Here is an 18,114-nt window from a genome sequence, read left to right on the forward strand (position 1 = left end):
GCCTTTGATTGGTCTCCTGAAAGGGACGGTCACGTGATGCCGCTGCGTCGGGTCGCTGACACCGTAGTGGGAGCCACCGCGGGGACGCTCGAAGGCCAGATCAAGCCACAGGCAAAGCGCCTCCACATCCTGGATCCGCCAGTCGTGCGGGTTGTCCCGCATTCGCTGAAGCAGCTTTTCCCCACGCGCCATGCCGCACTAGTCCCCGCGCGTACCCATTCCTGTCGCACGCGCGCAATAGAAAAGGGCCGCCCCTTACGGGACGGCCCTTCCTGTCGCTCAACCGGCGCGAAGTACCACTTTGCGACGTATGGCGTCAGCCCAGCAGCTCCTGCTCCAGCTTTTTCGCCATTTCCTCGATATTCTCCGGCGGCCAGCCCGGGATGTCCATCCCCAGCCGCAGCCCCATGCTCGACAGCACTTCCTTGATCTCGTTCAGGCTCTTGCGCCCGAAGTTCGGCGTCCTCAGCATCTCCGCTTCGGTCTTCTGCACCAGATCGCCGATGTAGATGATGTTGTCGTTCTTGAGGCAGTTGGCGCTCCGGACCGACAGCTCCAGCTCGTCCACCTTCTTCAAGAGGTAGCGGTTGAGCTGGTTGGCGTCGTGGTCGGCGTCGGCGGCGGAGACCGACGACATGCCGTGCGAGGGCGCGCTCACCATCGCCATGCCGTCGTCGAAGTGGACGAACAGCTGGAGCTGGTCCTGGAGGATGCGCGCCGCGTAGGCGAGCGCGTCGTCCGGGGTGACGGTGCCGTCGGTGTCGATGGTCAGGGTCAGCTTGTCGTAGTCGAGCTCCTGCCCGACGCGGGTGTTCTCGACCTTGTAGCTGACCTGGCGGACCGGGCTGTAGAGCGCGTCGACCGGGATGAGGCCGATCGGCGCGTCGGCCGGGCGGTTGGCGGCGGCGGGGACGTAGCCCTTACCCGCCTCGGCGGTCAGCTCCATGTTGAGCGTCGCGCCCTCGTCCAGGTGGCACAGGACCAGGTTCGGGTTCATCACCTCGATGTCGCCGGACGTGGCGATCTGCGCGGCGGTGACTTCGCCGGGGCCCGTCGCCGAAAGCTGCAGGCGCTTGGCGGTGTCGCCCTCCATGCGCAGCGCGATCTGCTTCACGTTCAAGACGAGGTCGGTCATGTCCTCGCGGACGCCGGCCAGGCTGCTGAACTCGTGCAGCACGCCTTCGATGCGGATCGAGGTGACGGCGGCGCCCTGCAGCGACGACAGCAGCACGCGGCGCAGCGAGTTGCCGAGCGTCAGGCCGAACCCGCGCTCCAAGGGCTCGGCGACGAAGGTCGCGCGGCGGCGCGCGTCGCCGCCGGCGGTCTTCTTCTCGAGGGCGTTGGGCTTCTTCATTTCCTGCCAGTTCTTTGCGTTGACGGCCATGTGCTTCCTCTGGCTTTCATGGGGAGGCGTCCCTCCCGGTATCGGCGGGGACACGCTATTGCGTGTCCCCGTTCTGCGGTGGCGGGGACACGCAAGAGCGTGTCCCCTCGAATTAGACGCGGCGGCGCTTGGACGGGCGGACGCCGTTGTGCGGGATCGGGGTCACGTCGCGGATCGAGGTGATCTGGAAGCCGACGGCCTGCAGCGCCCGGAGCGCGCTCTCGCGGCCGGAGCCGGGGCCCTTCACTTCCACCTCGAGGGTGCGAACGCCATGCTCGGCGGCCTTCTTGCCCGCATCCTCGGCGGCGACCTGGGCGGCGTAGGGCGTCGACTTGCGGCTGCCCTTGAAGCCCATCATGCCGGCCGACGACCAGGCGATGGCATTGCCCTGCGCGTCGGTGATGGTGATCATCGTGTTGTTGAAGCTGGCGTTGACGTGCGCCACGCCGGCCGTGATGTTCTTGCGCTCGCGGCGGCGGATGCGCTGGGGTTCGCGTGCCATTGAGTGAAATCCCTACAAAATCTGTTGCTGGCGCGGAGGAGGTCTCGTGCCTGCCTCCGGCGGAGAAGAAGGGCGCGTGGCGCTTACTTCTTCTTGCCCGCGATCGGCTTGGCCTTGCCCTTGCGGGTGCGCGCATTGGTGTGCGTGCGCTGGCCGCGAACCGGGAGGCCGCGCCGGTGGCGCAGGCCGCGGTACGAGGCGAGGTCCATCAGGCGCTTGATGTTCATCGCCACTTCGCGCCGGAGGTCGCCCTCGACGGTGAAGCCGGCGTCGATCATCTCGCGGATGTGGAGCACTTCCTGGTCGGTGAGGTCCTGCACCCGCCGCTGCGGCTCGATGCCGAGCTTGGTGGTGATTTCCTTCGCCTTGGTGCGCCCAATGCCGTGAATGTAGGTCAGCGCGATCTCGACGCGCTTGTTGGTCGGGATGTTAACCCCCGCAATACGTGCCATCCTGAAACTCTCTCCTGCTCCACGGGAAGGCTGGCCACCTTCCCATCTCAAAGCGTCAAAGCCCGAACACGGACAAAAACGGCAAGCGCACGGGAGCGCCGCCGGACGACCGGTTATCGGGATGAGCGGCAGATAGGTGGCACGGCGGGACGAGTCAAGATGCTGGCGTCACCGGGGACGGCTCGAAATCGTCGCCCAGCTCGCGACCAGCCGGGCCAGCCCCGCCGTGACCCGCGCGAGGCGGGGATAGTCGACCTTGTCGGGCGTGTCCTGCGCGCTGTGGTAATAAGGGTAGCGGAACGGCGCCGTGTCGGTGACCATCAGGGCCGGGACGCCCTGCTCGCCGAAAGCCCAATGGTCCGACCAGTCGATTCCCGAGACGAACGCCGGGGCGGTGCCCCCGACGCTGGGGAAGCGGGTCTGGGCGCGGAAGGTCCCTACTGCCCGCCGCACCAGCGGCCGCGCTCCGACCGTGCCGACGAAGGCGACGAAATTGCCGGTCGCGGGATAGAGCATCCCCAGCGGCCAGGGATAATGCTGGCTGCCCGGCGCGTCGCTATAGAAGCCGAGCGTCTCGAGCGACAGCATCGCCTGGACGCGCTCGCCCGAAGCCCGGAGGCGGCGGGCATAGACCAGGCTGCCCATCCGGCCGGTCTTGAAGAAGGGCGGCTCCTCATTCACGAAGAAGACGAGCCGCACGCGCAGGCCCGCCCGGTCCCGCAGCGGCGCGAGGGCGCGAGCGATTTCGAGGAGTGCCGCCACGCCGGTGCCGTTGTCGTTCGCCCCCGGCGCGTCGCCGACGCTGTCATAGTGGGCGCCGACGACCAGGGACGGGGACTTCTGGTCCGCGGGCGGGACGACGGCCTCGAGATTGGCGACGGGGACGCCGTTTACGTCGTCCACCTGTTGGCTCGTCACCTGGTAGCCGAGCCCCTTGAGGTTCCCTTCGATCCAGGCGGCGGAGCGGGCGAGCGCTTCGGGATGGCCGACATTGTGCGGTACGCTGGCGATGGCGCGGACGTGCCGCTCGAGCCGTGCCGCCAGCGCCGTCTCCGGGGCTGTCGGCGGCGGGAGGGGCCCCTCCCAACTCCTCCCGGGCACCGCCGTCATCCACAATAAAGCGGCCGAGGGGAGGGCGAGCAGCAGGAGGAGGATGGCCGCGAGGATGCCGAGCCGCAGCGCCAGCGGGGGCTTCGAATAGCCGCTCATGGGGTGCCGAGGGTGGCGGCGAGGAAGGCGAGGAGTTGCGCGCGGTAGGCGGCCTCGGAGATGTCGCCGACGCCGGCATGGACGCGGCCGGCCATGTACCACAGGCGCTTTGGTCCGGGGAAGGCGGCGTAGAGGCTACGTGTCTCGTCCGGCGGAGTGTAGCGGTCGGCGCCGCCGCCGATGACGAGCACCGGGCCGGGATAGCGACGGGCGGCGTTCAGCGGGGACAACTGCGAGGGCCAGACCCCCAGCCGCGGCCGCGACTGCAGGCTGAGCAGCGGCTCGAGTAGGGAGGCCGGACCGATCGTGGTGAAGGCGGCGATGCGGTTGCGGATAGCGTGGCGGATGTCCGGATAGACGGCCTCGACGACCAAGGCGTCGGCGGGCAGCGGGCCGTTCGCGCCCAGCAAAGCCGCCGCCCCGCCGAGCGAGAGGCCGATCACCGCGACCTTCGCACCGCGCTGGTGCGCCCTCAGCCACCTCAGGCCCGCCTCCGCGTCCCGGCTTTCGTAAAGCCCGAAGCTGTGGCGGGCGGACTGCGATTCTCCGTGACCGCGAAAGTCGATCGCCAGCGTCGCATAACCCTGCTCGGCCAGTACTTGCGCCGTCGCCGCCATGGCCGCGCGCGAGGCGCCGTTGCCGTGGAGGAGCAGCACCGCCGGTGCCGCGCGGGTGCGTCCCGGCCGATAGGTCGCCGCGAGTGCCAGGCCGTCGGTCGAACGGAGGCGGACATCGACGGCCGGCGCGGCCGCCGCCGGCACCGCGGAGGGCGTCGGCCAGACCAATGCCTCGCCGAGCCCCCAGCTGACGAGGAGGCCGAGCAGCAGGAGAATCACCGCCCTCCCGGCCGAGCGCCGGGCGCGCCATCGGGTCATGCGCACGGCAGCTTGTCGACCCGCTTCAGCGGCTCCTTGCGCATCGCCGACCCCCTTCGTCTCGTGGCGCAGCTTTAGCGGGGGGCGCCCGGGGAGGAAAGCGGCGCCGATTTGTCCGTGACCAGGTCAGGCCGGTTGCGGAGCGTGCCGCCTCCTGCGCTATAGCGGTGCCATGCTTCTGACCGGCCTCGAAACCCCCGCTCTGGTGCTCGACCGTCCGCGCCTCGCCCGCAACATCGAGAGGATGCGCGACCGGCTGGCGGCGCTCGGCGTGCCGTTGCGGCCACACGTCAAGACCGCGAAGTCGGTCGAAGCGGTGCGGCTCGCGGTCGCGGGGCAGCCGGGCGGCATCACCGTCTCGACGCTGAAGGAGGCCGAGCATTTCCTGGAGCACGGCTTCACCGACATCCTCTACGCGGTCGGAATCGTGCCGGGAAAGCTGGCGCACGTCGCCGACCTGCAGCGCCGCGGTGCGCAGATCACCGTGATCCTCGACAGCCTCGAAATGGCGGGCGCGGTGGCGGAGCGCGCGGCGGCGCTCGGCGCCACCTTCGGCGTGCTGATCGAAGTCGACACAGACGGGGGCCGAGCGGGGGTCCGCCCCGACGATCCGCGCCTCATCGAGATCGGCCGCCGCCTCCATGCCGCGCCGGGTACGGAGCTTCGTGGGGTAATGACCCATGCCGGCCTGTCCTACGGCTGCGGTTCCGCCGAGGCCATCCAGGCGTTGGCGGAGCAGGAGCGCGCGGGCGCCGTCGCGGCGGCCGAGGCGTTGCGCGCGGCGGGCCTCCCGGCGCCCGTCGTCAGCGTCGGTTCGACGCCCACCGCCTTGTTCGCCGAGCGGCTCGACGGCGTCACCGAAGTGCGCGCGGGCGTCTACATGTTCATGGACCTTGTGATGGCCCGCTTGGGCGTCTGCGGCGAGGAGGAGATCGCCCTCTCCGTTTTGGCGACGGTGATCGGCCACCGCCGAGACCTCGGCACGATCCTGCTCGACGCCGGCGGCCTGGCTTTGTCGAAGGATGCCGGACAGAGCGGCGGCTACGGACGCCTCGTCGACGCCGGCACCGGCACGCCCCTCCGCCTCGCCGTCGCCTCCGTCAACCAGGAGCACGGCCTCGTCCCCGCCGGCGAGGCGGACTTTGCGCGCCTGCCCATCGGCAGCCAGGTCCGCATCCTCCCCAACCACGCCTGCATGACCGCTGCCGCCCACGAACGCTACCATGTCGTCGACGGCGGCGTGGACGTGGCCACAACCTGGGAACGCTGCAACTTCTGGTAGGGCTGCCGTCGTGCGTGGTACGACGCCCGTGATGCTGCGGACGTTGCGCCCCACTTCATGCGCCAAGTGGCTGGGCCTTGCTTATGCGATGCTTACCGGATGGGTGGCGTCCGGCGGGGTGGGCGACGCGCCCGAGGCACTGCTGGGCGCGCCCTTCCTCTGGCTTTGGCTGACCGGCGCGGCCGCTTTCGCCGCAATGCTGGTCAAGGCGGGGCGGTCCCCGGTCGGCGCGTGGCTGTTCGTGCTCGTCGAGTTGCTGGTCGCCGCCTCGGCGCTGTGGTTCCTCGTCGATATCGAAATCCACCGCAGCCGGTGGACCTCGGTCGGCGGCTCGATGACGCTCGCGGTCACTGGACCGATGTATCAATATGCGGGCGTCGGCCTCGCCTTCGCCGTCGCGTCGCTGTTCGGCTGGCGCGCCCGCCGCGAATGGCTCGAAGCCTAGCAGCGGGCGCGGCGCCTCAGTCGACCAGCTCCACCGCCATCGCGGTCGCTTCGCCTCCGCCGATGCAGAGGGTGGCGACGCCTTTCTTCCGGCCGTGGGTCTGGAGCGCGCTGAGCAGGGTGGCGAGGAGGCGGGCGCCGCTGGCGCCGATCGGGTGGCCCAATGCGGTGGCGCCGCCATGGACGTTCAGCTTCTCGCGCGGAATGCCGAGGTCGCGCATCGCGATCATCGCGACGCAGGCGAAGGCTTCGTTGACTTCCCACAAGTCGACGTCGGCGACGTCCCAGCCGGCCTTCTCCAGCGCCTTGCGGACGGCGGGGACGGGGGCGCTGGTGAACAGGTTCGGCGCCTGGGCGTGGGCGGCGTGCGCGACGATGCGGGCGACCGGCTTGAGGCCGAGGCGGTCGGCAACGCTCTGGCGTGTGATCACGAGGGCGGCGGCGCCGTCGGAGATGGACGAGGCGTTGGCGGCGGTGATGGTACCGTCCTTGGCGAAGGCGGGCTTCAAGCCGGGGATCTTCTCCGGGTTCGACTTGCCCGGCTGCTCGTCGCAGGTGACCACGTCCTCGCCCTTGCGGGTCTTGACGGTGACGGGCGTGGTCTCGCGGTCGAAGGCGCCCGATTGGATCGCCTGGGTGGCGCGGCGCAGGGATTCGATCGCGTAATCGTCCTGGTCGCTGCGGGTGAACTGGTATTCCCGCGCTGCATCCTCGGCGAAGGTGCCCATCGCGCGGCCGGCATCGTAGGCGTCCTCGAGGCCGTCGAGCATCATATGGTCGTAGACCGTATCGTGGCCGATGCGGGCGCCGGCGCGGTGCTTCTTCATGAGGTACGGGGAGTTCGACATCGACTCCATGCCGCCGGCGACGATCACGTCGGCCGAGCCGGCGGCGATCATGTCATGGGCGAACATCGCCGCCTGCATGCCCGAGCCGCAGACCTTGTTGACCGTCGTCGCCTCGACCGATTTCGGCAGGCCGGCGCCGAGCGCCGCCTGGCGCGCAGGCGCCTGGCCGAGGCCGGCGGGAAGGACGCAGCCCATGAAGATCTTGTCGACATCCTCCCCCGAGACGCCGGCCCGCTCCACGGCGGCGCGCACCGCGGTGGCGCCGAGCTCGGTGGCGGTGGCGCCGGCGAGGGCGCCCTGGAAGCTCCCCATCGGGGTGCGGGCGTAGGAGAGGATGACGATAGGGTCGTGCGCGGCGGTCATGGAGGCTCCTGCTTTCTCATTCCTCCCCGAGCTTGCTCGGGGAAGTGGCAGCGCGCAGCGCTGACGGAGGGGCCGGCATGGACGGACCGCCCCTCCACCATGCTGCGCATGGTCCCCCTCCCCGAGCGAGCTCGGGGAGGATTTCGAGAGGCACATAGGAGGCCGCCCCGCCTTGTTCAAATCGCGAAGCCTCTGCTAGGGCCGCGCCAACAGGAGAGAGACATGTCCGAGACGGGGCTCGATTTCGCCCTCGGCGAGATGGCGGACGCGATCCGCGACACGACGCGCCGCTTCGCCGCCGACCGCATCGCGCCGCTCGCCGCGCGCATCGACGCGGAGGATTGGTTCCCCACCGAGCTGTGGCCGGAAATGGGCGCGCTCGGCCTCCACGGCATCACCGTCGAGGAAGACTATGCCGGGCTCGGGCTCGGCTATCTCGAGCATGTCGTCGCGCAGGAGGAAGTGGCGCGGGCCTCGGCCTCGATCGGCCTCAGCTACGGCGCCCATTCGAACCTTTGCATCAACCAGATCCGCCGCTGGGCCTCCCCGGAGCAGAAGGCGAAATACCTGCCCAGGCTGATTTCGGGCGAGCATGTCGGCTCCCTCGCCATGTCCGAGGCCGGGGCCGGCTCGGACGTCGTGTCGATGAAGCTCAAGGCGGAGCGGGTCGAGGGGGGGTACCGGCTGAACGGCACGAAATTCTGGATCACCAACGCCCACAATGCCGACACACTCGTCGTCTATGCCAAGACCGGCGAGGGCAGCCGCGGCATCACCACCTTCCTCATCGAAAAGGGGTTCGAAGGCTTCAGCCTTGGGCAGAAGCTCGACAAGATGGGGATGCGTGGGTCGCCCACCGGCGAGCTCGTCTTCAACGACTGCTTCGTCCCCGACGAGAATGTGATGGGGCCGGTGAACGGCGGCGTCGGCGTCCTGATGTCGGGGCTCGATTATGAGCGCACCGTGCTCGCCGGGATCCAGCTCGGCATCATGCAGGCCTGCCTCGACGTGGTGCTGCCCTATGTGCGGGACAGGAAGCAGTTCGGCCAGCCGATCGGCTCCTTCCAGCTGATGCAGGCCAAGGTCGCGGACATGTACGTCGCCCTCAACTCGGCGCGCGCCTACGTCTATACCGTCGCCAAGAATTGCGATGCGGGCAAGACGACGCGCTTCGACGCGGCGGGCGCGATCCTGCTCGCCTCCGAGAGCGCCGTGAAGGTCAGCCTAGAGGCGATCCAGGCGCTGGGCGGCGCCGGCTACACCAAGGATTGGCCGGTCGAGCGCTACATGCGCGACGCCAAATTGCTCGACATCGGCGCCGGCACCAACGAAATCCGCCGAATGTTGATAGGCCGCGAGCTGATCGGCGCGGGGGCATGAGCGACGGGCTGATCAACGCCTTCCAATGGTATGGCGCCGTCGCGGGCGCGATTGCCGCGCTCGTCGTTTCACTCGACCTTGGCCGCAAGCCGACGGGATGGGCCTTCGTCCTCTTCGTCACTGGCTCCATCGCCTATATCCTCTGGGGCTTCCTCAACGACGACGGCAAGGGCGTCGCGTGGCAGAATGTCGTGCTGTTCTTCATCAATGTGATCGGCGTCTACCGCTACCTCATCCGCAAGAAGCCGGTGCATTCGTGACCCAGATCGTCAGCAAGATCGACGACGGCTCGGACGATTTCCGCCGCTATGCGACGCAAAATCGTGCACTGGCCGACGAGCTTCGCACCTGCGTCGCGATCGCGTCCCTCGGCGGCTCGGAGAAGCATCGCGAGCGGCATGTCGGACGCGGCAAATTGCTGCCGCGCGACCGGGTGACGCGACTGCTTGATCCCGGCGCGCCGTTCCTTGAAGTTGGGCAGCTTGCGGCGAACGGCATGTATGGCGGGGAGGCGCCGGGGGCGGGGGTAATCGCCGGCGTCGGGCGCGTCTCGGGCCGCGAGTGCATGATCGTCGCCAACGATCCGACCGTGAAGGGCGGCGCCTATTTTCCGCTGACGGTGAAGAAGCATTTGCGCGCCCAGGAGATTGCGCGGGAGAACCGGCTGCCCTGCATCTACCTCGTCGATTCGGGTGGGGCGAACCTGCCGCACCAGGCGGAGGTCTTCCCCGACCGCGAGCATTTCGGCCGCATCTTCTACAACCAGGCGCAGATGTCGGCGCAGGGCATCGCCCAGATCGCCTGCGTGATGGGGAGTTGCACGGCCGGCGGCGCCTACGTCCCGGCGATGTCGGACGAGACCGTGATCGTCCGCAACCAGGGCACGATCTTCCTCGGCGGTCCGCCCCTCGTGAAGGCGGCGACGGGGGAGGTGATCAGCGGAGAGAATCTCGGCGGCGGCGACCTCCATGCGCGCAAGTCCGGCGTCGTCGACCATCTCGCCGACAATGACGAGCATGCGCTGGCGATCGTGCGCAGCATCGTCGCCCGCCTGAACACCATCAAAGCCGTCGATCTCGATCTCGCCGAGCCGGCCGAGCCCAAGCTCGACCCGGAGGATCTCTACGGCCTCATCCCCGACGACGTTCGCACCCCCTATGACGTGCACGAGGTGATCGGGCGCATCGTCGACGCCTCCGATTTCCACGAATTCAAGGCGCTCTACGGATCGACCCTCGTCTGCGGCTTCGCCCGCATCTGGGGGATGCCGGTTGCGATCCTCGCTAACAACGGCATCCTGTTCTCCGAGAGCGCCTTGAAGGGCGCCCACTTCATCGAGCTCGCCTGCCAGCGCCGCACGCCCTTGCTATTCCTCCAGAACATCTCCGGCTTCATGGTCGGCGGCAAATATGAGGCGGGCGGGATCGCCAAGGACGGCGCCAAGCTCGTCACCGCCGTCGCCACCGCGCAGGTGCCGAAGGTGACCGTGCTGATCGGCGGCAGCTTCGGCGCCGGCAATTACGGGATGAACGGGAGGGCGTACGGCCCCCGCTTCCTGTTCACCTGGCCCAACAGCCGGATCAGCGTGATGGGCGGCGAGCAGGCGGCGAGCGTGCTGGCGACGGTTCACAAGGACGCGGAGAGCTGGACGCCCGAACAGGCCGAAGCCTTCAAGGCCCCGATCCGCCAGCGCTACGAGGACGAGGGCAACCCCTATTACGCCACCGCCCGCCTGTGGGACGACGGCATCATCGATCCGGTCCAGACGCGGGACGTGCTGGGCCTCGCCTTCTCCGCCTGCCTGAACGCCCCCATTCCGGAGCGCGCGCAGTTCGGCCTGTTTCGGATGTGAGGAGAGAGAGATGCTCGGACTGATCCTCGGACTCGCCGCCGCCGCGGCGCCCGCCCCGACCGCCGACGAAGCCGTCGCGCTCGCGACGGCGAACCAACTCCTCGGCCGCCTCACAGGCAAGGATCCAGCGGCGATGCAGGCGCTGACGCTGCCCGAGGGCGGGGCGACGGCCGTGTCGATGGGCAAGGACGGGAAGAGTGTTGTCCGCCACTTCACTTGGGCCGACTTTTTCGCGCACCTGCCCAAGGACAAGCCGATCGTCGAGGAGCATATGCGCGCGCCTCTGGCGCGCGTGGACGGCGACGTGGCGATGGTGTGGGGCCGCTACGGGGTGACGGTGGACGGCAAGTTCCTCCACTGCGGCACCGACCATTTCGACCTCGTCCGGGTGGACGGCAAATGGCGCATCCTCAACGTGACCTGGAACCAGACGACCCAAGGCTGCGAGCGGTGAGGGAGCGGAGGAGCTCAATCCTCCCCGAGCTCGTCTCGGGGAGGGGGACCGCCCGGCGTAGCCGGGTGGTGGAGGGGCAGGCGCAGGACCGCTTCTGCCACGATCCCGCGCACCACGCCATCGAGGTCCGCCAGCACCTCCCGAGCAGGGATTCGCATCGTTTCGATACCCGCAGCAGTGAGCCAGCCGTCTCTCGCGGCGTCGCGGGCGGGACGGTTTCCCCGCTTATGGGCTTCGCCGTCGACCTCTATCGCAAGGCGTGCATCGCTGCAGAAGAAGTCGAGGTCGTACGGGCCGGACGGATGCTGGCGTCGGAATTTCAAGCCTGCCGGTCTGGCTCGAAGCACCTGCCAGAGGAGAACTTCCGGAAGGCTCAATTCTCGGCGGAGGCGGCGCGCCTTTCGAACGGATCGTCCAGTGCCGCGCGGCGCGATGTTCTTGAACATTGCGGTTGCCCCTCCACCATGCTTCGCATGGTCCCCCTCCCCGAGACAAGCTCGGGGAGGATTTTAGAATGATCAGATCCCTCCTCATCGCCAATCGCGGCGAGATTGCGTGCCGGATCGTTCGGACGGCGCGGCGGCTTGGGGTGCGGACGGTCGCCGTCTATTCCGATGCGGACCGGCATGCGCTGCATGTGCGGGAGGCGGATGCGGCGGTGCATATCGGCGCGTCGCCGGCGCGGGAGAGCTATCTCGTTGGGGAGAAGATTCTCGCGGCCGCGCTGCAGACCGGCGCCGCGGCGATTCATCCGGGCTACGGCTTCCTGTCGGAGAATGCGGAGTTCGCCGAGGCCGTCGAGGCGGCGGGGCTGGTCTGGGTGGGACCCAAAGCGGCGTCGATCCGGGCGATGGGGCTTAAGGACGCGGCCAAGCGGCTGATGGACGCGGCGGGGGTTCCGACGACGCCCGGCTATCTCGGCGACGACCAGGCGCCGGAGCGGCTCCGGGCGGAGTCGGACGCAATCGGCTACCCTGTGCTGATCAAGGCCGTGGCGGGCGGCGGCGGCAAGGGCATGCGGCGGGTCAATTCGGCCGGCGAATTTCAGGACATGCTCGCGAGCTGCAAGCGCGAGGCGGCAGCCTCGTTCGGCGACGACCGGGTGCTGATCGAGAAATATATCGAGCGGCCGCGCCACATCGAGGTGCAGGTGTTCGGCGACAGCCACGGCAACGTCGTCCACCTGTTCGAGCGCGACTGCTCGCTGCAGCGGCGCCACCAGAAGGTGATCGAGGAGGCGCCCGCGCCGGGCATGGACGCGGCGACGCGGGCGGCGGTGTGCGACGCGGCTGTCAAGGCGGCGCAGGCGGTCGACTATGTCGGCGCGGGGACGATCGAGTTCATCGCCGACGCGTCCGAGGGACTGCGGCCGGACCGGGTGTGGTTCATGGAGATGAACACGCGGCTCCAGGTCGAGCATCCGGTGACCGAGGAGATTACCGGCCAGGACCTCGTCGAATGGCAGCTGCGCGTCGCCTCGGGCGAGCCGCTGCCGCTGCGCCAGGACCAGCTCGCGATCCGTGGCCACGCCATGGAAGCACGGCTCTATGCCGAGGATCCGGCCCACGAATTCCTGCCCTCCACCGGACGGCTCGATCATTTCGTGCTGGGCCGCGGGGTGCGGATCGACACGGGGGTCGAGGAGGGGGACCGGATCAGCCCCTATTACGACCCGATGATCGCCAAGCTTATCGCCCGCGGCGCGACGCGCGAGGAGGCGATCGACCGGCTGGTCGACACGCTCGACGCCGTCGAGGTGTGGCCGGTAAGGACCAACGCCGCCTTCCTCGCCCGCGCAGCCGACGATGCCGATTTCCGCAGCGGCGACGTCGACACGAGCTTCATTCCCGCGCGGATCGACCGGCTGGTGCCGGACACTGCGCCGCCGCAAGGGGTGTGGAACCTCGCAGCGACGGCTGTGCTGGCGTCGGACTTCGGCGCCGACGGGGAAGGCGAGCCTTGGGTCTCGCTCCAGGGCTTTCGTTTGAATGCCGCCCCGGATCGCAGCGTCGCGCTCTCGCACGGCGGGACGACACAGCTGGTCGACACGGCCGGCGATCCTCCGCTCGAGGGCGTCGCGACGGCGGAAGGGGACAAGGTGCTGGTCTTCTCCGGCGGCCAGGCCTTTGCCTTCACTTTGCCCGGCGCCGCCGGCTGCGCGGCGGGTGGCGCGGCGTCCGACGGGACCTTGCTGTCGCCGATGCCGGGGCGCGTCATCGCCGTCGACGTGCGGCAGGGCGACACGGTTTCGAAGGGCCAGAAGCTGGTCACGCTGGAAGCGATGAAGATGGAGCATAGCCTCGCCGCGCCCTTCGATGGCATTGTCGCCGAACTCGACGCGCGCGAGGGCGCGCAGGTGACGGAGGGCACGATGCTGGCTAGGGTGGAGAAGGTATGAGGAGCGCGCCTCAAATCCTCCCCGAGCTTGCCTCGGGGAGGGGGACCGCCGCCGCCAGGCGGTGGTGGAGGGGCCGCGGGGGGCGCGTCTGCAGCATGCCCCTCCATCATGCTTCGCATGGTCCCTCTCCCCCAGCGAGATGGGGGAGGATTTGATGCCCGGCCGCTATTACGACCAGTGGACGATCGGCGACCGGCTGGAGCACCAGCCGCACCGGACGGTGACGGAGACGGACAACCTCCTCATCTCGGCGCTGACCCACAATCCGCAGCCGCTGCACCTCGACGCCGAATATGCCGCCGCCACCGAATTCGGCCGCGTCGTCGTCAACGGCACCTTCACCTTCGCGCTGATGGTCGGGCTGTCGGTGGGGGATACGACGCTGGGCACGCTCGTCGCCAATCTCGGCTACGACAAGGTGCGGATGCCCAAGCCGGTCTTCATCGGCGACACCCTGCGCGCCGAGACCGAGGTGATCGGCCTCAAGGATTCGAAGTCGCGGCCCGACGCGGGCATCGTCACCTTCGAGCACCGCATGCTCAACCAGCGCGGCGAGATCGTCTGCACCTGCGAGCGGACGGCGCTGATGCAGAGGCGGGGACATTGAGGCTGCGCTCCCTGCTGTTCGTGCCGGGGGACCGGCCGGACCGGATGGAAAAGGCGCTCGGCGCCGGGGCGGACGCGCTGATCCTCGACCTCGAGGACAGCGTCGCCGCCGCCGCCAAGCACGAGGCGCGGCGGCACGTCGCGGCCTTTCTCGACCGCAACGCTACCGTCCCCCTCTGGGTACGGATCAACCCGCTCGACACGCCGGAGAGCGAGAAGGATCTGGCCGCCATCCTTTCCGCCCACCCCGACGGCATCGTGCTTCCCAAGGCCGAGGGCGGGGCATCGGTCGCGGAGCTGACGCGGCGGCTGACGGCGGCGGGCAATGCGACGGCGCAGATCCTCGCCATCGCCACCGAGACTCCCGCGGCGGTCTTCCAGCTCGGCAGCTATGGCGGTCAGCGCCGCCTCGCCGGCCTCACCTGGGGGGCGGAGGATCTGCCGGCCGCGGTCGGCGCGGCGACGTCGTGCGAGGCCGATGGGTCCTACACGCCGCCCTATGAGATGGTCCGCGCGCTGTGCCTGTTCGGCGCCGCGGCGGCCGGGGTGGCGCCGATCGAGACGGTCTATCCGGCCTTTCGCGATCTCGACGGGCTTGCCGCTTATGCGGCGCGGGCGCGGCGGGACGGGTTCACCGGCATGATGGCGATCCACCCGGCGCAGGTGCCGGCGATCAACGCCGCCTTCACCCCGTCCGTCGAGGAAGTGGCGCATGCGCGGGCGGTGGTCGCGGCGTTCGAGGCGCAGCCGCAGGCCGGGGCGCTGTCGCTCGACGGGCGCATGATCGACCGGCCGCACCTCGTCCAGGCCCAGCGCATCCTCGCCGCCGCCGCCCAGAAGTGAGCGACCTCGAGCCGAAGCTCGTCACCGCCATCGGCTTCCTGTTCGGCGTCGGCCTCGGCGGCGCGCTGGCGGGGTGGATGCGGGGGGCGAGCGCGCTTGCCGGGCGTCTGTGCCGCCGGTGCGGCGCCAGCCTCAGCCCCTTGCCGGCGGTGCCATGGCTGTCGTGGCTGGCGACGCGGCCCACGTGCGGGACGTGCGGCGCGCCGGGGCCGTGGCTTCCGGCGGCGCTGGAGACGGCGGTGGTGCTGCTCGGCCTTATCGGGATTTTCGCTTTGCCGCTGCCCTGGGCCTTCTTCGTGCCGGCGGCGGCGTTCGTCGCCTTCGTGCTGGCGATCCGGCGGTGGGGGTGAAGGCGGCTATTCCGGGGCTCGTCATGCCGGACTTGATCCGGCATCCACCTTCTCCCTTTCGATTGGGAAAAAGAAGGTGGACCCCGGATCCAGTCCGGGTGACGGCTGACGCGTGCCGGCGGCCTACGCCCCCGCGGCGGGGTCCTTATAGCGGCTTTCGATGAAGCGGCCCTGGGTCTCGAACGCCTCGCGGTCGGAGCGGGAGAGGCGGTCGGCCATGTCGTCCAACGCGGTGCGGGCGGCGTCGAGGCTGGCGACGAGACGTTCGTCCACCGTCATCCCCTCGCCATCCTTCTCCTGCCGGTAGGGGGCGGGGACGCGCTCGTAGCGGTCGATGAGGTCGGGGAGGTGCTTGCCCATCAGCCGCCGCGCGTCCTGTGCCAGCGGGTCCAAGGGGTCGATCTCGGTCAGGCGCTGCTCGAGGAGCGGCAGGGTGGCGCCGATCGCGTCGATGCGGCGGGCGGCGGGAGCGGGGAGGGCGGTGCGCTCACGGTTCAGCATCGCGCTCAGCTGGCGCACCACAGTCTTGGTCGGCAGCTCCTCGCTATAGACGACGCGCTTGGGCTCGACCGGTACCATCGCGAACAGGACGAGGATGGCGAGGGTGAGCACTGAGACGATGAACAGGCCGGTCCAGCCGATCGGACCGACGAACAGGCCGAAGGCAATGGTCGCCACCACGAGCGCAACCAGCGCCATGCCGATGTTGGCGAGCTTCTTGCCGGCCGAGCGGGCGCTGCCGCCGTAGCGCCGGCGGGCGGTTTGGACGTAGTCGCCGGCGCGCTGGTCGTAGCGCGCGAACAGCTCGCCCGCCCTCGCCAGCGTTTCCTCGACGCTTCGCGGCTCCTTCGCCATCCGTCTCAGCTTCCGATCGGCGACAGGAGCGTCGACGTGGCGCTGCCGCCGCCGGCGGCGAGGCGGTTCTGCTCGACGCCCTCGGCGCGGGCGATGTAGCCGCGGCTCTTCTCGACTTCGCCGGTCAGCGTGTCGACGGTCTGCTTCATGCTGCCCAGGGCTTCGAGCTTGAAGGTGTCGATCATGTCCATCGTGTCGTAGATGTTCTGGAACGCGCGCTGCAGGGTTTCGAGCGGGATGGTCGAGGAGGCGGCCTGCTTGTGGATTTCGCCGGTATTGGCCTTCAGCATCTCGCCGGTCCGGTCGATGATGTTGGCGGTGGTGGTGTTGAGCGCGGTGATCTGGTCGAGCACCAGCTTCTGGTTCGCCATCGCCTCGGCGACAGTGACGGCGGTGCGCAGCGCCGAGACGGTCGTGGTGGAGGCGCGGTCGACGCCCTTGATAAGCTCGACATTGTTCTTCTTGACGAGGTCGAGGGCGAGATAGCCCTGCACCGTCACCGCCATCTGGGTGAGGAGGTCGGTGGTGCGCTGGCGGGTGTAGAAGAGCGCCGTCTCGCGGATCGCCTTGGCCTTGGCGGGATCGGTGGCGTCGAGCTCGTTGGCCTTGTCCTCGAGCTTGGCGTCGAGGGCCTTGGAGATGTGGATCATCTGTTCCAATTGCCCCATCGTCTTCCACATCGACGCGCGCTCGGTGGCGATGGCGGCATTGTCCATCTGCAGCTCTTCCTTGCCGCTATCGAGGCTTTTCAGGATCTGCGAGATGTGGGTCTGGGCGGTCTGGTACTTCTGGAAATAGCCCCGGAGGCGATTGCCGAACGGGATGATCCCGAACAATTTCTTGGGCTTGGAGAGATTGCCCTGCTTGCCCGGGTCGAGTTCCTCGACGGTGCGGCGCAGCTGCGTGAGGTCAGCGCCGATGCCGGACTCCTTGTCCATCGCGCGGACCGGGCGATCGAGGAAGCGGTTGGAATGGCTGGCGGCCTCGGCGATCTGCTTGCGGCCCATGTTGGTCAATTCGTCGACCTTCTTGCCGAATTCCGGGCTGTTGGTGTCGGCGGCGACCAGCTCGGCGACATATTTGTCGACGACGCCGTCGAGCTTCGACTTCACGCCCTCCTCGATCGGCACGAGCCCGGCCGCCTGCTCTGGCGCGACGATCGCGACCGGCTCCGGCGCGTCGAGCGTCAGCTTGGTTTCGGTCGCGGTAGCTGTGGCGGTGCTGGCCATGGTCCCCAATTCTCCGGATCTTTGCCGGTTAAATGGGGCAGGGGAGGGGCTCCGCGCAAGGGGGAAGTGTGTTAACCTTGTAAAACACGCGCGCCAGGGCGGCTCACCACAGGCCGGGAATGAGGCGGTAGCGGCTCGACTGCGTGTAGGTCCGATAGGCCTCGTCCTGGCCGAGCATCGCCTCCTCGGCGCGGATGCGGAGCATTTGGGCGCCCCAGGTGGCGGCGTAGACGGCGACGTTCCAGGCCGAGAAATTTGCCGCGAGATAGCCGGCGTGGGCGAGGAGATAGCCGGCATAGATGGGGTGGCGGACGAGGGCGTAGGGGCCGCCCTTCTGGACGCCCCGATTGGCCGCGACGATGCCGAAGCTGCGGCGCAGCGACGCCTTGCCGGCGATGGAGAGGCAAAGGCCCGCGACCATCAAGGCGACGGACGCGGCATTCGGGATGAGCTGCATCCCCTGCGGCAGCACCATCAAGGGCGCGCAGGTGCCGATGAAGGCGATCGTCCAGGCATAGGGCGCCGTCGCGATCTCGCCGGGGCGGCGGATGAGGACGAAGACCGCGGTCAGGCCTTCCGACACGCAGATGAGGAGATTGATGACGTTGCCGGCGCCGATCGTCGAGGCCATGCGCGCAAAGAAGATCGTCGCCATCGCCAGCACCAGCGCCCGCTCGGCGAAATCCAGCGCGAGCGTGCGGGTCAGCCGCGGCTTTGCGGTGGCGAAGTCGGCGGCGGGGAAGGGTTTCAACGTGCGTCTCCTCGGATCGGACTGAGGCGTAGCGACG

At 68.9% G+C, this 18,114-nt stretch carries 20 protein-coding genes; 10 read left to right on the plus strand and 10 right to left on the minus strand.

Annotation, left to right across the window (positions count from 1 at the left end; genetic code table 11):
* Positions 1 to 316: 316 nt before the first annotated feature.
* From VGC56_RS04015 to VGC56_RS04035, 5 genes are all read right to left on the minus strand, one after another.
* Entirely contained in the window at positions 317 to 1,384 is a 1,068-nt protein-coding gene (locus VGC56_RS04015) for a DNA-directed RNA polymerase subunit alpha (RefSeq protein WP_464123425.1), read from the minus strand.
* A gap of 112 nt (positions 1,385 to 1,496) precedes the next feature.
* Positions 1,497 to 1,886, minus strand: coding sequence for a 30S ribosomal protein S11 (gene rpsK / locus VGC56_RS04020; RefSeq protein WP_167104510.1), 390 nt, complete (start codon positions 1,884 to 1,886; stop codon positions 1,497 to 1,499).
* An 83-nt stretch (positions 1,887 to 1,969) separates the two neighbouring features.
* The gene (rpsM, locus tag VGC56_RS04025; RefSeq protein ID WP_464123426.1) at positions 1,970 to 2,338 is read right to left on the minus strand and encodes a 30S ribosomal protein S13; all 369 of its coding nucleotides are present in this window, start codon (positions 2,336 to 2,338) and stop codon (positions 1,970 to 1,972) included.
* A 168-nt stretch (positions 2,339 to 2,506) separates the two neighbouring features.
* The gene (locus tag VGC56_RS04030; protein ID WP_464123427.1) at positions 2,507 to 3,547 is read right to left on the minus strand and encodes a M28 family peptidase; all 1,041 of its coding nucleotides are present in this window, start codon (positions 3,545 to 3,547) and stop codon (positions 2,507 to 2,509) included.
* Complete coding sequence (locus tag VGC56_RS04035; RefSeq protein WP_464123428.1) at positions 3,544 to 4,422, minus strand: alpha/beta hydrolase; 879 nt, start codon at positions 4,420 to 4,422, stop codon at positions 3,544 to 3,546. The genes VGC56_RS04030 and VGC56_RS04035 overlap by 4 nt, the downstream gene beginning before the upstream one ends.
* A 172-nt stretch (positions 4,423 to 4,594) precedes the next feature.
* Between VGC56_RS04035 and VGC56_RS04040 the strand changes: the two genes are divergently transcribed.
* On the plus strand, positions 4,595 to 5,704 hold the full coding sequence (locus VGC56_RS04040; protein WP_464123429.1) for an alanine racemase: 1,110 nt from the start codon (positions 4,595 to 4,597) through the stop codon (positions 5,702 to 5,704).
* Between the two features lie 43 nt (positions 5,705 to 5,747).
* The gene (locus tag VGC56_RS04045) at positions 5,748 to 6,149 is read left to right on the plus strand and encodes a hypothetical protein (RefSeq protein ID WP_464123430.1); all 402 of its coding nucleotides are present in this window, start codon (positions 5,748 to 5,750) and stop codon (positions 6,147 to 6,149) included.
* Between the two features lie 16 nt (positions 6,150 to 6,165).
* On the opposite strand, the gene VGC56_RS04050 is transcribed toward VGC56_RS04045, so the two are convergent.
* Positions 6,166 to 7,359 carry an acetyl-CoA C-acyltransferase gene (locus tag VGC56_RS04050; RefSeq protein WP_464123431.1) on the minus strand — a complete coding sequence of 398 codons (1,194 nt, stop codon included), beginning with the start codon at positions 7,357 to 7,359 and terminating at the stop codon, positions 6,166 to 6,168.
* Between the two features lie 222 nt (positions 7,360 to 7,581).
* Here VGC56_RS04050 and VGC56_RS04055 point away from each other — a divergent pair, with 222 nt between their 5' ends.
* Genes VGC56_RS04055 through VGC56_RS04070 form a run of 4 tightly spaced genes read left to right on the plus strand, consistent with a single transcriptional unit; the run spans position 7,582 to position 11,045 of the window.
* Positions 7,582 to 8,739 (plus strand): isovaleryl-CoA dehydrogenase, encoded by a 1,158-nt coding sequence (locus VGC56_RS04055; RefSeq protein ID WP_464123432.1) that lies wholly within the window; start codon positions 7,582 to 7,584, stop codon positions 8,737 to 8,739.
* Positions 8,736 to 8,999, plus strand: a complete 264-nt coding sequence (locus VGC56_RS04060) for a hypothetical protein (protein WP_464123433.1) — start codon at positions 8,736 to 8,738, stop codon at positions 8,997 to 8,999. Before VGC56_RS04055 ends, VGC56_RS04060 begins: the two co-directional genes overlap by 4 nt.
* A 5-nt stretch (positions 9,000 to 9,004) precedes the next feature.
* Entirely contained in the window at positions 9,005 to 10,591 is a 1,587-nt protein-coding gene (locus VGC56_RS04065) for a carboxyl transferase domain-containing protein (protein ID WP_464123545.1), read from the plus strand.
* 10 nt (positions 10,592 to 10,601) lie between these two features.
* Positions 10,602 to 11,045: a nuclear transport factor 2 family protein gene (locus VGC56_RS04070; RefSeq protein WP_464123434.1), complete on the plus strand. Its 444-nt coding sequence runs from the start codon at positions 10,602 to 10,604 to the stop codon at positions 11,043 to 11,045.
* Between the two features lie 14 nt (positions 11,046 to 11,059).
* Here VGC56_RS04070 and VGC56_RS04075 read toward each other — a convergent pair whose 3' ends face one another.
* On the minus strand, positions 11,060 to 11,491 hold the full coding sequence (locus VGC56_RS04075; protein ID WP_464123435.1) for an endonuclease domain-containing protein: 432 nt from the start codon (positions 11,489 to 11,491) through the stop codon (positions 11,060 to 11,062).
* A gap of 68 nt (positions 11,492 to 11,559) precedes the next feature.
* Here VGC56_RS04075 and VGC56_RS04080 point away from each other — a divergent pair, with 68 nt between their 5' ends.
* From VGC56_RS04080 to VGC56_RS04095, 4 genes are all read left to right on the plus strand, one after another.
* A complete protein-coding gene (locus VGC56_RS04080; protein WP_464123436.1) occupies positions 11,560 to 13,443 on the plus strand; it encodes an acetyl/propionyl/methylcrotonyl-CoA carboxylase subunit alpha in 1,884 nt (627 codons plus the stop codon).
* 154 nt (positions 13,444 to 13,597) lie between these two features.
* Positions 13,598 to 14,050, plus strand: coding sequence for a MaoC family dehydratase (locus VGC56_RS04085; RefSeq protein WP_464123437.1), 453 nt, complete (start codon positions 13,598 to 13,600; stop codon positions 14,048 to 14,050).
* Positions 14,047 to 14,892, plus strand: coding sequence for an HpcH/HpaI aldolase/citrate lyase family protein (locus tag VGC56_RS04090; protein ID WP_464123438.1), 846 nt, complete (start codon positions 14,047 to 14,049; stop codon positions 14,890 to 14,892). The genes VGC56_RS04085 and VGC56_RS04090 overlap by 4 nt, the downstream gene beginning before the upstream one ends.
* Positions 14,889 to 15,242 (plus strand): prepilin peptidase, encoded by a 354-nt coding sequence (locus tag VGC56_RS04095; RefSeq protein WP_464123439.1) that lies wholly within the window; start codon positions 14,889 to 14,891, stop codon positions 15,240 to 15,242. Before VGC56_RS04090 ends, VGC56_RS04095 begins: the two co-directional genes overlap by 4 nt.
* Positions 15,243 to 15,365: 123 nt before the next feature.
* Here the strand turns inward: VGC56_RS04095 and VGC56_RS04100 are convergent, their stop codons facing one another.
* The 3 genes from VGC56_RS04100 to VGC56_RS04110 all read right to left on the minus strand — a co-directional run bounded on the left by VGC56_RS04100 (position 15,366) and on the right by VGC56_RS04110 (position 18,077).
* Positions 15,366 to 16,097, minus strand: a complete 732-nt coding sequence (locus VGC56_RS04100; RefSeq protein WP_464123440.1) for a hypothetical protein — start codon at positions 16,095 to 16,097, stop codon at positions 15,366 to 15,368.
* A 5-nt stretch (positions 16,098 to 16,102) separates the two neighbouring features.
* The gene (locus VGC56_RS04105; RefSeq protein ID WP_464123441.1) at positions 16,103 to 17,326 is read right to left on the minus strand and encodes a toxic anion resistance protein; all 1,224 of its coding nucleotides are present in this window, start codon (positions 17,324 to 17,326) and stop codon (positions 16,103 to 16,105) included.
* Between the two features lie 103 nt (positions 17,327 to 17,429).
* Positions 17,430 to 18,077, minus strand: a complete 648-nt coding sequence (locus tag VGC56_RS04110) for a methyltransferase family protein (RefSeq protein ID WP_464123442.1) — start codon at positions 18,075 to 18,077, stop codon at positions 17,430 to 17,432.
* Between the last annotated feature and the right edge of the window lie 37 nt (positions 18,078 to 18,114).

The sequence above is a fragment of the Allosphingosinicella sp. genome, from assembly GCF_036403745.1.
Taxonomy (GTDB): domain Bacteria; phylum Pseudomonadota; class Alphaproteobacteria; order Sphingomonadales; family Sphingomonadaceae; genus Allosphingosinicella.

What these genes read in the sequence shown, in the direction of transcription:
- VGC56_RS04015 (WP_464123425.1), bottom strand. Translation starts at nt 1,384, where the DNA reads ATGGCCGTCAACGCAAAGAACTGGCAGGAAATGAAGAAGCCCAACGCC.
- rpsK (WP_167104510.1), bottom strand. Translation starts at nt 1,886, where the DNA reads ATGGCACGCGAACCCCAGCGCATCCGCCGCCGCGAGCGCAAGAACATC.
- rpsM (WP_464123426.1), bottom strand. Translation starts at nt 2,338, where the DNA reads ATGGCACGTATTGCGGGGGTTAACATCCCGACCAACAAGCGCGTCGAG.
- VGC56_RS04030 (WP_464123427.1), bottom strand. Translation starts at nt 3,547, where the DNA reads ATGAGCGGCTATTCGAAGCCCCCGCTGGCGCTGCGGCTCGGCATCCTC.
- VGC56_RS04035 (WP_464123428.1), bottom strand. Translation starts at nt 4,422, where the DNA reads ATGACCCGATGGCGCGCCCGGCGCTCGGCCGGGAGGGCGGTGATTCTC.
- VGC56_RS04040 (WP_464123429.1), top strand. Translation starts at nt 4,595, where the DNA reads ATGCTTCTGACCGGCCTCGAAACCCCCGCTCTGGTGCTCGACCGTCCG.
- VGC56_RS04050 (WP_464123431.1), bottom strand. Translation starts at nt 7,359, where the DNA reads ATGACCGCCGCGCACGACCCTATCGTCATCCTCTCCTACGCCCGCACC.
- VGC56_RS04055 (WP_464123432.1), top strand. Translation starts at nt 7,582, where the DNA reads ATGTCCGAGACGGGGCTCGATTTCGCCCTCGGCGAGATGGCGGACGCG.
- VGC56_RS04060 (WP_464123433.1), top strand. Translation starts at nt 8,736, where the DNA reads ATGAGCGACGGGCTGATCAACGCCTTCCAATGGTATGGCGCCGTCGCG.
- VGC56_RS04070 (WP_464123434.1), top strand. Translation starts at nt 10,602, where the DNA reads ATGCTCGGACTGATCCTCGGACTCGCCGCCGCCGCGGCGCCCGCCCCG.
- VGC56_RS04075 (WP_464123435.1), bottom strand. Translation starts at nt 11,491, where the DNA reads ATGTTCAAGAACATCGCGCCGCGCGGCACTGGACGATCCGTTCGAAAG.
- VGC56_RS04080 (WP_464123436.1), top strand. Translation starts at nt 11,560, where the DNA reads ATGATCAGATCCCTCCTCATCGCCAATCGCGGCGAGATTGCGTGCCGG.
- VGC56_RS04085 (WP_464123437.1), top strand. Translation starts at nt 13,598, where the DNA reads ATGCCCGGCCGCTATTACGACCAGTGGACGATCGGCGACCGGCTGGAG.
- VGC56_RS04100 (WP_464123440.1), bottom strand. Translation starts at nt 16,097, where the DNA reads ATGGCGAAGGAGCCGCGAAGCGTCGAGGAAACGCTGGCGAGGGCGGGC.
- VGC56_RS04105 (WP_464123441.1), bottom strand. Translation starts at nt 17,326, where the DNA reads ATGGCCAGCACCGCCACAGCTACCGCGACCGAAACCAAGCTGACGCTC.